This window comes from Lentzea terrae (genome assembly GCF_003265345.1).
GTDB lineage: Bacteria > Actinomycetota > Actinomycetes > Mycobacteriales > Pseudonocardiaceae > Lentzea > Lentzea terrae.
The window spans coordinates 413,843-427,096 of record NZ_QFWW01000007.1; the positions used below are offsets into that span (position 1 = coordinate 413,843).

At 68.0% G+C, this 13,254-nt stretch carries 13 protein-coding genes; 5 read left to right on the forward strand and 8 right to left on the reverse strand.

Going from position 1 to position 13,254, the window contains the following annotated elements:
• Positions 1-3: 3 nt before the first annotated feature.
• Complete coding sequence (locus DI276_RS14005; protein ID WP_232836640.1) at positions 4-1,053, reverse strand: PhoH family protein; 1,050 nt, start codon at positions 1,051-1,053, stop codon at positions 4-6.
• 144 nt (positions 1,054-1,197) lie between these two features.
• Between DI276_RS14005 and DI276_RS14010 the strand changes: the two genes are divergently transcribed.
• The gene (locus DI276_RS14010; protein WP_157984700.1) at positions 1,198-1,947 is read left to right on the forward strand and encodes a GNAT family N-acetyltransferase; all 750 of its coding nucleotides are present in this window, start codon (positions 1,198-1,200) and stop codon (positions 1,945-1,947) included.
• A 34-nt stretch (positions 1,948-1,981) separates the two neighbouring features.
• The gene (locus DI276_RS14015) at positions 1,982-2,743 is read left to right on the forward strand and encodes a GNAT family N-acetyltransferase (RefSeq protein ID WP_198680622.1); all 762 of its coding nucleotides are present in this window, start codon (positions 1,982-1,984) and stop codon (positions 2,741-2,743) included.
• A gap of 12 nt (positions 2,744-2,755) precedes the next feature.
• On the opposite strand, the gene DI276_RS14020 is transcribed toward DI276_RS14015, so the two are convergent.
• The 6 genes from DI276_RS14020 to hrcA form a co-directional block, all read right to left on the reverse strand.
• On the reverse strand, positions 2,756-3,079 hold the full coding sequence (locus DI276_RS14020; RefSeq protein WP_112263832.1) for a histidine triad nucleotide-binding protein: 324 nt from the start codon (positions 3,077-3,079) through the stop codon (positions 2,756-2,758).
• Positions 3,080-3,083: 4 nt separating this feature from the next.
• Positions 3,084-3,674 carry a TetR/AcrR family transcriptional regulator gene (locus DI276_RS14025; protein WP_112263727.1) on the reverse strand — a complete coding sequence of 197 codons (591 nt, stop codon included), beginning with the start codon at positions 3,672-3,674 and terminating at the stop codon, positions 3,084-3,086.
• A gap of 9 nt (positions 3,675-3,683) precedes the next feature.
• Positions 3,684-4,340: an alpha/beta hydrolase family protein gene (locus DI276_RS53250; RefSeq protein WP_112263728.1), complete on the reverse strand. Its 657-nt coding sequence runs from the start codon at positions 4,338-4,340 to the stop codon at positions 3,684-3,686.
• A gap of 451 nt (positions 4,341-4,791) precedes the next feature.
• Complete coding sequence (locus DI276_RS14035) at positions 4,792-5,523, reverse strand: 16S rRNA (uracil(1498)-N(3))-methyltransferase (protein ID WP_112263729.1); 732 nt, start codon at positions 5,521-5,523, stop codon at positions 4,792-4,794.
• On the reverse strand, positions 5,520-6,668 hold the full coding sequence (gene dnaJ / locus DI276_RS14040; RefSeq protein ID WP_112263833.1) for a molecular chaperone DnaJ: 1,149 nt from the start codon (positions 6,666-6,668) through the stop codon (positions 5,520-5,522). Before dnaJ ends, DI276_RS14035 begins: the two co-directional genes overlap by 4 nt.
• Before the next feature lie 44 nt (positions 6,669-6,712).
• Positions 6,713-7,735, reverse strand: a complete 1,023-nt coding sequence (hrcA, locus tag DI276_RS14045; RefSeq protein ID WP_112263730.1) for a heat-inducible transcriptional repressor HrcA — start codon at positions 7,733-7,735, stop codon at positions 6,713-6,715.
• A gap of 178 nt (positions 7,736-7,913) precedes the next feature.
• Here hrcA and DI276_RS14050 point away from each other — a divergent pair, with 178 nt between their 5' ends.
• The 3 genes from DI276_RS14050 to DI276_RS14060 all read left to right on the forward strand — a co-directional run bounded on the left by DI276_RS14050 (position 7,914) and on the right by DI276_RS14060 (position 11,843).
• Complete coding sequence (locus DI276_RS14050) at positions 7,914-9,635, forward strand: hypothetical protein (RefSeq protein ID WP_198680623.1); 1,722 nt, start codon at positions 7,914-7,916, stop codon at positions 9,633-9,635.
• Positions 9,632-11,374, forward strand: coding sequence for a hypothetical protein (locus DI276_RS14055; RefSeq protein ID WP_198680624.1), 1,743 nt, complete (start codon positions 9,632-9,634; stop codon positions 11,372-11,374). The genes DI276_RS14050 and DI276_RS14055 overlap by 4 nt, the downstream gene beginning before the upstream one ends.
• Before the next feature lie 82 nt (positions 11,375-11,456).
• A complete protein-coding gene (locus DI276_RS14060; RefSeq protein ID WP_157984701.1) occupies positions 11,457-11,843 on the forward strand; it encodes a hypothetical protein in 387 nt (128 codons plus the stop codon).
• Here DI276_RS14060 and hemW read toward each other — a convergent pair.
• Positions 11,840-13,048 carry a radical SAM family heme chaperone HemW gene (gene hemW / locus DI276_RS14065; RefSeq protein ID WP_112263732.1) on the reverse strand — a complete coding sequence of 403 codons (1,209 nt, stop codon included), beginning with the start codon at positions 13,046-13,048 and terminating at the stop codon, positions 11,840-11,842. The two genes, DI276_RS14060 and hemW, sit on opposite strands and share 4 nt — an antisense overlap.
• Positions 13,049-13,254 lie beyond the last annotated feature (206 nt).

Consider the following 13,254-nt stretch of genomic DNA (forward strand, 5'->3'; position numbering starts at 1 on the left):
CGCCTATCGTCCCCGGCGCTGGTTCCCCCGGCGTGCACCGGGTCCGTGGTGTCGCCCGTTCTGGTCGATGACGTCCTGCTCGACCTGCCACTTCTCGTACGCGTCGACGATGTCGCCGACCAGGCGGTGGCGCACCACGTCCTGGCTGGTCAGCACCGAGAAGTGCACGTCGTCGACACCTTCGAGGATGTCCTTGACGACCTTCAGACCGCTGCGCTGGCCGCCGGGCAGGTCGACCTGGGTGATGTCACCCGTCACGACGACCTTCGAGCCGAAGCCGAGCCTGGTGAGGAACATCTTCATCTGCTCGGGCGTCGTGTTCTGCGCCTCGTCGAGGATGATGAACGCGTCATTAAGCGTGCGACCACGCATATAAGCCAGCGGTGCGACCTCGATCGTGCCCGCCTGGGTCAGGCGCGGGATCGACTCCGGGTCGACCATGTCGTGCAGCGCGTCGTACAGCGGGCGCAGGTACGGGTCGATCTTCTCGTAGAGCGTGCCCGGCAGGTAGCCGAGCCGCTCGCCCGCCTCGACGGCCGGGCGGGTGAGGATGATCCGGTTGACCTGCTTGGCCTGCAACGCCTGCACGGCCTTGGCCATGGCGAGGTACGTCTTGCCGGTGCCGGCGGGGCCGATGCCGAACACGACGGTGTTCTTGTCGATCGCGTCGACGTAGTGCTTCTGGTTCAGCGTCTTCGGCCGGATCGTGCGGCCGCGGCGGCTGATGATGTCCAGGCTCAGCACCTCGGCGGGCGACTCGTCGGCGTTCGCGCTGAGCATCGCGACGGTGCGGCGGACGGTGTTCGTGTCGACGGCCTGGCCGCGGCTGGCGAGGGTGACCAGTTCGCTGAAGACCCGTTCCGCGAAGGCGACGTCGGCCGGGTCGCCGGACAGGGTGATCTCGTTTCCGCGCACGTGCACGTCGGCGTCGAGCAGTTCCTCCGCCAGCCGGAGGTTTTCGTCTCGCGACCCCAGCAGGCTGAGCACCGCGCCGTCGGGCACGGCGAACCGGGACTGACCTTCCTTGGTGCTCTGCTGTGTTTCTTCGGCCACGTGGCCCCGGCCTGCTTCCTGTCGCTCGGATCTGGTGGCGTCGATGCTAGTCCGGCCGAAAATGGGTGGCTACCGGATTGCTCACCGTGTGTGCTCGGCCTCGTGGAGATCCGCAGGCTTGACGTCGCAGACACACCCGAGTGCATGAAGCTCATCACGGACCGGGGTTGGTCGTGGACCCCCGAGCAGTGGGAGCTGATGCTCGAACTGGGGCCGGGGTGGGGCGCGTTCGACTCGACCGGATTGCTCGGCACGACGTTGACGACGCCCTATCCCGAAATGCAGGCGATCAGCGGCGTGCTGGTCGGGTCGTGGGCCGGACGGCGGGGCATCGCCACCGGACTGATGTCCAATATATTGGATATTGGTCCATCCGCCCTGTTCGCGACGGCCATGGGCGCGCCGCTGTACGTGCGGCTCGGCTTTCACCCTGTCGGGGCCACGACCGACTACCACGGCGTGTTGCCCGGCGCGGCGTCCGGCGTGTCAAGGGAGGCCACCGCGGCCGACGCTGAGTGGCTGGTGGCGCTCGACCGCGAGGTGAGCGGGTACACCCGCCCGTTGTTCTGGAAGCGTGTGCTCGACCCGTCGACGCCCTACACCGTGCGGGTGACGGACTCCGGCGTGATCGCGACCCGCCCGAATCCCGACGGGTTCACGGTCGGTCCACTGATCGCCCCCACCGCCTCCGTCGCGTGCGAGATGATCGCGGACGTGGCCGCGGGGGCAGGCCGGGTCCGCGTGGACACCGACAGCGCCGACGTGGGCACGTTCCTGCTGGAGCGGGGGTTCGAGCAGCGCAGCGGTGGTTGCACGTTGATGGTGCGGGGCGCCGATGACGTGCCGGGCGACCGGTCGCGCTACTTCGCGCCCGCTTCGCACGCACTCGGCTGATCCTGGGGGATTTGTGGAGCTACGACGACTGACCGTGAACGACATCCCCGCGTGCGCCGACCTGGCCGAGAGCCGGTCGTGGCCGCGCGAGGAGAACAAGTGGGCATTCCTGATCACCTACTCCGAAGCGTGGGGGTTGTTCGACGACGAGGGCCTGGTCGGCACGACGATCGCGACGCGCTACCCGGAGCTGACGTCGGTCGCCATGGTGCTCGTCGCACAACGCCGTGAGCGCCAGGGCCACGCCCGCCGACTGGTATCCCATGTATTGGATACGGGCGTCTCGACGCTGGTCTCGACGAAGATGGGCCAACCGCTCTACGAACAGCTCGGCTTCCACGCCGTCGGCTTCGTCGACATCCACGCCGGCTACTTCACGGGACCGATATCCGATATATCGCAGATCGCCACGGCCGCCGACCTCGACGAACTCGTCGCGCTCGACACCAAGGTCACGGGCATCACGCGCACGTTCCTCTGGGAGTCGTTGCTCGCCATGGGAACCGTGCGGGTGTCGTCGCACGGTGTCGTGGGCTCGTACCACGTCCGGCCGGACTTGCTGGTGATCGGCCCGGTCATCGCGGACTCCCCCGCCGACGCGTGCGCGCTCATCGCCGACGCGGCCGTCGGCCACGGCAGGGTCCGCGTCGACGTGCACGACCCGGAAGTGATCGCGTTCGTGCGCGAACACGGCCTCGAGTCGTTCGGCGAGTGCGCGTGGATGGTCAGGGGCGCGGACCGGCTGCCCGGCGACCGCACCCGCTACCACGCCCCGATCCTGCAGGCCCTCGGCTAGAGACCCTGCTTGTCAAAGTCGCCGTCCGCCGAGCACGTGCAGGTGGGCGTGGAAGACCTCCTGCCCGCTGTCCGGCCCGGTGTTGAACAGCAGCCGATAGCCGCTCTCCGCAACGCCTTCGGCCTCGGCGACCTCCTTCGCGGCAGCGAAGAGGTCGCCGAGCTGCTCCCCGCTCAGATCGACCGCGTTCGGCACGTGCTCGCGCGGGATGACCAGCACGTGCACCGGTGCCTTGGGCTGGATGTCGCGGAACGCCAGCGTCGTCTTGGTCTCGTGCACGACCGTCGCGGGAATCTCGCCGTCGACGATCCGGCAGAACAAACAGGACATGCCCAGCACGCTAGGCGAAGAACCGGTCCAGTTGCTCGTCGACGGCCTCGATCATGTCGTCGGCCGTGAGCTCGTCGGGCCCCAGCCCGTGGTGGATGTTGAGCCCGTCGATCAGCACGATGAACCGCCGCGCCGCCTTGATGGGCACGACGCCGTCCCGCAGCTCCCCTGCCTCCTGGGCGGCAGTCAGAACGCGCGCGATCCCGTCGTAAAGCTGCCGCGTGCCGTAGCGCTCCAACTCGTGCAACGACGGCTCAACCATCGCCCGCGGCAGGAACGACAGCAGCACCGCCGCCTCCACCCGCCGCTCGTCGTCCAGCGCGAGCATCTCGTGCGCGAAGGCCCTCAACAGCTCCCGGTTACCGGCCGCGGCGTCGATCTTCTCCAGCCGCGCGAGGAACCGCCGGTACGCGAGCTCCATCGCAAAGCCCAGCAACGAGTCCTGCGTGGGGAAGTAATGGCGCAACGACCCGCTGGACCACCCGGACTCGGCCGCAACGGCGCGCACGGACGCGTGGTCGATCCCGTCCCGCTGCACGATGCGCCACACCGCCTCGGCCAGCTCACGGCGGCGTTCCTCGTGGTCGACAACCTTCGGCACCGGCCCTTTCTAGCAGCCGCGCGCAAGCCGAACGACCGCCTCCCGGCACCGCTCCCACGACTCGGTGCCCGGCGTGATCACGTCCATGTGCCCGCCGCCCCGCACCACGACGAGCTCCGCCTGCTGCTCCACAGCACAAAACTCGACGCTCTGCTCCACCGGAACGTCCTCGTCGAGATCACCGTGCACGCAGATCACCGGCTTGCCGATCGGCACCAACGCCGTCGGCGAAGCCTCAGCAAACTGCTCCTCAGCACACAACTCCAACGCCCGAGCCGTGATGTGCTTCGTGAAGTCGAGTACGGCAGCCTGAGCCACCGCTCCGACCACTCGCGGACTGTGTTTGGCCGCCCACACAGCGAGATGCCCGCCGGCACTGTGTCCAAGCGTCACAACAGGCCCGATGTCGACAGCTTCAATGGCCGCCAACACGTCCTGTCCGGTAACAGGCCACCCACCGTCACCACCAACGCGCCGATACTCAATGTTCCAGACGGCAAATCCCTCACCAACAAGCACCTCGGCAAGCGGCCGCCCAAGCTCCAACCCGTACCGCTGATGCCAAAAACCACCGTGGATAACGACAACAGCACCCTCAGCAACACCGTCAGGAAGAAAAAGCTCCCCAAACTGACTGGGATGCTCACCGTAAGCAATTCGCTGCACGCGCAGAACCTACGCGAGGGCAAAGGATCCACAGGGGAAGCCAAGAGATAGCCCAAGCGCCGCACGAGGCGGGAGGGCCGCCGACGCCGAAGGCGAGGTCGGCCGGGGGTCCGGGGGCGAAGCCGCCCGGCTGGGGTTTGGGGGCTCGGCCCCCAAAAGACACCCTTTTGGGCCAGCTGCGAAGGCGCGCCAGCGCCGAGCAGCCCGGCCCAAACCAAAAGGGGCGCCTCGCGGTCCGAAGCCTGGGGGTCGCTTCGCCGCGAGGCGCCGACGCCGGACCGAGGGGGGAGGTGTCCGGCGAGTCCTTTAGTCAGAAGGGCCTAATCGTCTACTCCGTTTCCGGATAGACCAATCAACCCCTCATGCAAGTAGGGTAACCCCATCGGCCTGCGATTCGCTACAACTTGCGTCAAGCCAATCCATCCGATGTTCACCTTCAGAGTGAACTGGGTCACCAGCGCGACGTGAGTACCCCGAGAGCGCCCAGAGCAACCGCCGCAGCGGTAGATGCACGCAAAACGGTTGGACCCAATCGAACAACCCGCGCACCCGAAGATCGCAGAGCCTCGAGCTCTTCCGGCGTGATCCCGCCTTCGGGACCCACGACGAGCAGCACGTCTCCGGAAGCAGGCAACGGGACGTCCGCCAGCCGGTCGGTCGCGCTCTCATGCAACACGAGCGTCAAAGCGGCAGACGACACGCGCTGAGAAAGCTGGGCCGTGCTCACGGGTTCGTCGACGAAAGGCACGCGCGAACGGCGGGCCTGCTTCGCCGCCTCGCGAACGGTGGAACGCCAGCGCCCCAACTGTTTCGCGCCGCGCGGGCCGTCCTCCCACTTGGCCACGCAACGGGACGCGCGCCACGGCACCACACCGTCCACACCGGCCTCGGTGGCCAGTTCGACGGCGAGCTCGCCGCGGTCGCCCTTCACCAACGCCTGCGCCAGCACCACGCGCGGCGTCGGCTCGGGCTCCACCCAACGCTCGACAACCCGCAACGACAAGGCATCGCGCTCGACCGCCACGACAGCACAGCGCACCAGCGTGCCGGAACCGTCGGACAGCACGAGTTCCTCGTCCACGCGCAGGCGCCGCACGGTGGCGGCGTGGCGGCCTTCCGGGCCGTCCAGCAGGAACTCCTCGCCCGACGGCAACGCCGGGACGAGGAAGACCGGCAGGGTCACCGGTGACCGCGCGAGGCACGCAGGCGGGAGAACAGCCCGCCGCCGCCCTTGCCGTTGTGCGACAACGAAGGCTCGTTCTCACCACGCAGCTCGGCGAGGTCGCGCAGCAAGGACGTCTGCGCGGCGTCGAGCTTGGTGGGCACGACGACCTCAAGGTGCACATGCAGGTCGCCGCGGCCGTCGACGCGGCCGGTGGAGCGCAGCTTCGGCATGCCGCGGCCGGTCAGCACGAGCTGCGTGTTCGGCTGCGTGCCGGGGTCGATCTGCAGTTCTTCCTCGCCGTCGAGAGTCTTCAACGGCAGCGTGGCGCCCAGCGCGGCGGTGGTCATCGGGATCTGGACCACGCAGTGCAGGTCGGCGCCGTCGCGTTCGAAGATCTCGTGCGGGTGCTCCTCGACCTCGACGTAGAGGTCGCCGGCCGGGCCGCCGCCGGGGCCGACCTCGCCCTGGCCCGCGAGGCGCACGCGCATGCCCTCGGCGACACCGGCGGGGATGTTCACCGAGATCGTGCGGCGCGAGCGGACGCGGCCGTCGCCCGCGCACTGCTGGCACGGGTCGGGGATGACCTCGCCGAAGCCGCGGCACACCGGGCACGGGCGCGACGTCACGACCTGGCCGAGGAACGAGCGCTGCACGGACTGGACCTCGCCGCGGCCGTTGCACGTGTCGCAGCGGATCGGCTTGGAGTCGCCGTTGGCGCCGCCGCCGTGGCAGCGGTCGCAGAGGATCGCGGTGTCGACGGTCAGCTCACGGGTGGCGCCCGCCGCGCACTCCTCCAGCGTCATGTCGAGCCGGATCAACGCGTCGGAGCCCGGCTGCACACGGCTGCGCGGACCGCGGCCGCCGCCGGACGTGGCGCCGAAGAAGGCGTCCATGATGTCGCCGAGGCCGAAGCCCGCGAACGGGTCACCGCCGGCGCGGCCGCCACCACTGGAGTCGAGCGGGTCGCCACCGAGGTCGACGACGCGGCGCTTCTCCGGGTTCGACAACACCTCGTAGGCGGCCGTCACCTCCTTGAAGCGGGCCTCCTCGCTGGGATTGACGTCCGGGTGCAGCTGCCTGGCGAGCTTGCGATAGGCGCGCTTGATCTCATCCTGTGTCGCGTTCTGCGAGACACCGAGGATGCCGTAGTAATCCCTGGCCACCTTGTTCGCTTTCGTGTTCATCTTTCAGAGCAAAGTTTCTGGAGTTAACGACCGGTCAGGATGTCACCCACGTAGTTGGCGACCGCACGCACGGCCGCCATGGTTCCCGGGTAGTCCATGCGCGTGGGCCCGACGACGCCGAGGCCGCCCAGCGGATTGTCACGGCTGCCGTAGCCGATGGACACCACGGAAGTGCTGCGCATCTCAGCTGCCTCGTTCTCCTCGCCGATGCGCACCAGCACCCGGCCCGGATCACGGGAGGCGGCGAGCAGCTTGAGCACGATCACCTGTTCCTCCAGCGCCTCCAGCACCTGCCGGAGCGAGCCGGGGAAGTCGGCGACGTTGCGCGTGAGGTTCGCGGTGCCGCCGAGCACGAGCCGTTCCTCCGGGTGCTCGACGAGCGTCTCGATCAGCACCGTCGCGACCCGCAGCATCGGGTCGCGCAGGTCCTGCCGCACCTCGTCGGGCAGCTCGGCGACTCTGGCCGAGGCGTCGGCCAGCCGCTGCCCGGCCATGGCCGTGTTCAGCACGCCGCGCAGCTGGGCCGTGTCCTCCTCGCTGATCACGTCGCCCAGCTCGACGATGCGCTGGTCGACGCGGCCGGTGTCGGTGATCAGCACCAGCATCAGCCGCGACGGCGTGATCGGCAGCACCTCCAGGTGCCGCACGGCCGCACGGGACAGGGTCGGCACCTGGATCACCGCGACCTGCCTGGTGAGCTGCGCGAGCAACCGGACGCTGCGGCGCATCACGTCGTCGAGGTCGAGCGCCCCGTCGAGGAAGCTGCGGATGGCCCGCTTCTCGGCCTGCGAGAGCGGCTTGATCTCGCTCAGCTTGTCGACGAAGAGCCGGTAGCCCTTGTCCGTCGGCACGCGGCCGGCGCTGGTGTGCGGCTGGGCGATGTAGCCCTCGTCCTCCAGCGCGGCCATGTCGTTGCGCACGGTCGCGCTGGACACACCCAGGTTGTGCCGCTCGACCAGGGCTTTCGACCCGACGGGCTCCTGGTTGGACACGTAGTCGGCGACGATGGCGCGCAGCACCTCGAACCGACGCTCATCGGCGTTCACCGCTGTTCACCTCCGTGTCCACTTACTCCCGAGTTTACCCAGCAAGTTTTCTGCCTGGTGCCCGCTCTGAGCTCCGGCGGATGTAAACACCGCAGAACTCGCCGGTTCCCTTGACTGACGACTCAGCCAACCGTTGGGTAGAGGCGCCGTCGCCCCGGTCACAGTGAGGGGTGCGCGCATGCGCAAGGTCTGGTGTCTGCTCCTGGCGGTGATGCTGCTCTCGCCACCTGGCGTGGCGGCGGCGCACGACTCGATCCGCGGCTGGACGATCCTCTCCGACAGCGACGCCGGCGCCGACGAGGTGATCGCGGCCGCCAGGCAGTACCGGGTCAACCACCTGCAGCTGTCCCACGACGTCGTCCACGACCTGCAGGAGGTTCGCGACCCGCGCCGGCAGGCCCAGGTGAACCGGCTCACCGACCTCGCCCACGCGTCGGGCGTCAAGGAGGTCGCCGCCTGGGACCACGCGCTCTACAACCTCAACTACTACCCGGCCGAGTTCCGCACGGGCCCGAACGGCACGATCGACCTGGACAACCCGGCGTTCTGGGAGTGGTTCAAGGCCGACTATCGCGCGATGCTGGACCTGGTGCCGAAGGTCGACTCGATCATCCTGACGTTCATCGAGACCGGCGCCCGCGTCGAGAACCAGCACTCCGCGAAGCTCAAGACCGCGGAGGAGAAGCTCGCCTATCTCGTCGACCAGGTCGCCTCGGTGATCGACGAGCGCGGCATGCTGCTGTACCTGCGCACGTTCGGCTACTACCCCGCCGAGATGGAACGCACGATCGGCGCGATCGACCGCGTGCAGAACAAGCGCATCCGCGTGATGGCCAAGGCCCAGCCGCACGACTTCTTCCTCACCCACCCGATCGACGTCACCGTGCCACGCATCAAGCGGCCCATGCTGATCGAGTACGACACCACCGGCGAGTACAACGGCCAGGGCAAGATCGCGAACGCGTTCGTCGCCGAGCACGCCGATCGGTTGCGGCACTACCGCAAGCTTCCCAACGTGATCGGCTACGTCGCCCGCACCGACCGCTACGACGAGTCGCGGATCGTCAACACGCCGACCGAGATCAACCTGTTCGCGCTGAAACGGGCCAGCGAGGGCGCCTCGAACTCGCAGATCTACCTGGAGTTCGCGGCCCGCAAGTACGGCCTGCTCGCGGCACCTCTGGTGGCACGGGCGCTGGCGCGGTCACCGGAGATCGTCACCTCGACGCTCTACACGTTGGGCAGCAACAGCGCGAACCACTCGCGGCTGGACTACGACCCGTACTGCTCCAGCTACCACCGCAGCGTGTCCGGCAAGTGGGTCGACCCACCTGAGACGTTCGTGCGGCACGGCGTGAACAGGAAGTTCCACTACTGGATCGACGTCGCGAACCACCTGGCGCCACCGCACTGCAAGTCCGACGGCATCCTGCGCCGCGAGGCCGGCTACGTGCTCGACCGCGGCTGGGTGACGCCCGGCAACCTCATGACGCAGGAGTACCTCGACTACCTGAACATCGAGAAGAACCACGGCGTTCGGTTGGCCGAAGCGTCGTTGCGCGACATCGAGCATGTCCGAAAGTTGCTGCGTCTCAACGACTATTCGCAACTGAAGTCCTATTTCGAACGGACCGTGCTGACCGCCAAGCTGCACAGGGCAGTCGCCAAGGCGTACTTCGGCTACCGGATCTACGTCCAGCAACCGTCCACCGAGCTCGCACGCTCCATTTGGGACGGTCTGGACGAGGCGCAAGCCGTTGCCGCCCGAGTGAGGGCATACCCGGCGCCGCCGACCGGGGAGTGGAACTGGGTGGTCGACGCCAACCAGGCCGACCTCTACCACAAGCGGATCTCCGAAGGCTGGGACCGCTACTCCAACATCAAGGTGCCCCGATCTTGAAAAACACAGTCATGAAGAAGTTCCCAGCTGCCCTGCTGACGATGGCTTTGCTGTCGCCAGCAGGAGTCGCCTCTGCCAGTCCCGACGAGATCCGCGGCTGGACGTTGTTGTCCAACAACGATGCCGGCAACGAACGCACGATCGCGGCCGCGCACGAGTACCAGATCAACCACCTGCAACTGTCGCACGACGTGATCCACCACCTGCGCCAGCTCAAGGAATCCGAGTCCCGCAGACAACGCGCCGTCAAACTCACCGACCAGGCCCACGCGGCGGGCATCAAGGAGGTCGCCGTCTGGGACCACGCCCTCTACTCGCTCGCCTACTACCCAGAACAGTTCCGCACCGGCCCCGGCGGCACGATCGACCTGGACAACCCGGCGTTCTGGGAGTGGTTCAAGGCCGACTACCGCGCCATGCTCGACCTGCTGCCCAACGTCGACTCGGTGATCCTGACCTTCATCGAGACCGGCGCCCGCGTGGAACGCCAGCACTCCACGCGCCTGAAGACCGCGGAGGAGAAGCTCGCCTACCTCGTCGACCAGGTCGCGTCCGTCACGGACGAACGGAAGAAGCTGCTGTACGTCCGCACCTTCGCGTACTTCCCGGAGGAGATGAACAACGTCCTCCGCGCGGTCGATCTCGTGCAGAACCAGGGCATCCGGGTGATGGCGAAGGCCCAGCCGCACGACTTCTTCCTCACCCACCCGATCGACGTCACCGTGCCGCGCATCAAACGCCCGGTGCTGATCGAGTACGACGCCACCGGCGAGTACAACGGCCAGGGCAAGATGGCCGGCGCGTTCGTGGCCGACCACGCCGATCGCCTGCGCCACTACCGCAAGCTGCCCAACGTCATCGGCTACGTGGCCCGCACCGACCGCTTCCAGGACTCGCACATCGTCGGCACCCCGACCGAGGTCAACCTGTGGGCCCTGCACCGCGCGCCGTCGTTGACCAACGCCCAGATCTACCGGGAGTTCGCCCGTCTGCGCTACGGCCCGCTCGCCGCACCCCGCGTCGCCCAGGCGTTGGCGCGCTCGCAGGAGATCGTCGAGTCGGTCCTCTACACGCTCGGCAACAACAGCGGCGACCACTCCCGCCTGAACTACGACCCGTACTGCCCCGGCTACCACCGCAGCGTGTCGGGCAAGTGGATCGACCCACCTGTCGCGCACGTGAAGCACGGCGTCAACAAGCGCTACCACTACTGGATCGACGTCGTGAACACGCTCGCGCCGCCCCACTGCAAGCTCGACCCGATCCTGCGCAACGAGACGCCTTATGTGCTGGACCGCGGCTGGGTGACGCCGGGCAACCTCATGGTTCGGTCCTATTTGGACGACGTCGTCACCGAGAAGAACCACGGCGTTCGGCTGGCCACGAAATCCTTGGCCGACATCGAGGCGGTGCGGAGGTTCCTGAAGCCCGCGGACTACGCGCAGCTGAAGGCGTACTTCGAGCGCACGGTGATCTCCGCCAAGTTGCACCGCTCGATCGCCAAGGCCTACTTCGGGTACCGGCTCTACCTGCGGACGCCGTCGACAGAGCTGGCCCGCACGATCTGGGAGGGCCTCGACGAGTCGAAGGTGATGGCCGACGCGGTTCGGACGTATCCCGCGCCGCCCGGCAAGGGCGAGTTCGACTGGGTGAGCGACGCCGGGCGGGCTGACACCTACTACAAGCGGATCTCCGAGGGTTGGGACGTTTACGGCAACGTGCCCGTGCCGCGCCCCTGACCAGCGCGGAACACGAACGGCCCTGTTTTTGTCGGTGGCGGTCGCTAGGGTCCAAACCACCAGGACGGACGCAGGGGGTGTGGTGGACGAGCAGGGCTGGCGGACGAAGGGCGGCCGCACGTTCCACAGCGACCCCCGCTGCGAGTGGCTGCACAAGGGCGAGAACCGGCTGCGGCTCATCGGCAAGGACACGCACGAGGTCGTCTCGGTCAGCTGGTCGGACGTCAGCCCCGGCCAGCTGCAGCCGTGCGACTACTGCTGCGCGCCCGCGTGGCTGGAGCGGCACGGCAAGCAGTCGGCGCCGGAGAAGCCGTGCCTCGTCATGAGCGACGACGAGTGGTGGCGCGGTACGTTGATCTGGGAGTCGGCGAGGCGTGCGGACGGGCTGTGGTGGGCCACCGTGACGTACGAGAAGAACGGCCGCACGCTCATCGAGGTCCGCAGCCAGCACGACATCCGCGCGCGCTAAGGCAACAAGCGCCTGACCACCGCGTCCGCCAGCAACCGGCCGCGGTCCGTCAGCACGCAGCGGTCGTCGAGCGGTTCGAGCAGCCCGTCCGCGATCGCCTGCTTCGCCTCCTCACGACCGGCGATGTCCAATACATCAGTCGGCAGCCCCTCGGCCAGGCGCAGCTCCAGCAGCACCCGCTCCACGCGCCGGTCCTCGGCCGACAGCACCTCACGCCCGGCAGCAGGCGACTTGCCCTCGGACAAAAGAGACGAGTAGCGCGCCGGGTGCTTCACGTTCCAGAAGCGGACCCCGCCGATGTGGCTGTGCGCACCGGGCCCGAAGCCCCACCAGTCAGCGCCCTTCCAGTACAGGACGTTGTGCTGACACTGGGCAGCAGCAGAGGTGGCCCAGTTGGAGACCTCGTACCAGGAGAAACCCGCGCCGGACAGCACCGAGTCGACCATCTCGTAGGACGACGCGAGCACGTCGTCGTCCGGCATCGGCAGGTCGCCCCGACGGATGCGCCGGGCCAGCCCGGTGCCGTCCTCCACGATCAACGCGTACGCGGACACGTGGTCGACGCCGGCCTCCAGCACGGTGTCCAGCGACGCCGAAAGATCGGACGGCCGCTCCCCCGGCGTCCCGTAGATCAGGTCCAGGTTCACGTGGTCGAAGCCGGCCGCGCGGGCCTCCCGCGCAGCGTCCAGGGCACGGCCGGGCGTGTGCTTGCGGTCCAGCACGGCCAGCACGTGGCGTGCAGCCGACTGCATACCGAGCGACACGCGCGTGTATCCAGCCGACCGTATGCCCTCGAAGAACTCCGGAGACGTCGACTCCGGATTGGATTCAGTAGTCACCTCGGCGTCCGGAGCCAGGCCGAACGACTGATATATCGCATCCAATACATCAGTCAGGCCCGAAGCGCCCAGCAACGACGGAGTGCCGCCGCCCACGAAGACGGTCGAGGCGGGTACCGGCGACCCGAGCACGGAGGCGGCGAGATCCAGCTCACGCCGCAGCCCCTCCAGCCACGACTCCGGCGACGCGGACGAACCGAGCTCGCCGGGCGTGTAGGTGTTGAAGTCGCAGTAGCCGCAGCGGGTCGCGCAGAACGGCACGTGCACGTAGATGCCGAACGGACGCGTGCCGACAGCGGCGACAGCGGAATCGGGGAGCGAACCGTCGGCGGGCGCGGGCTCGCCTTCGGGCAAAGCGGAGGGCATGACGCTCAGTGTCCCCCACGCCGCCCGAACGGCGGTGCCCAGCCAGGGGACATCTCTGTCGGTGACAGAACTATCACTCTGCGAAACCGGCGAAGGATGTCAACTTCCCCAGCGAAATCCCAGCATGCGGTTGGCGGTGGACCATGCTCTGGACGGCAGGCACACTGAGGACATGCATTCGACTGGAGTCCGCCTCGTGGCCCGCC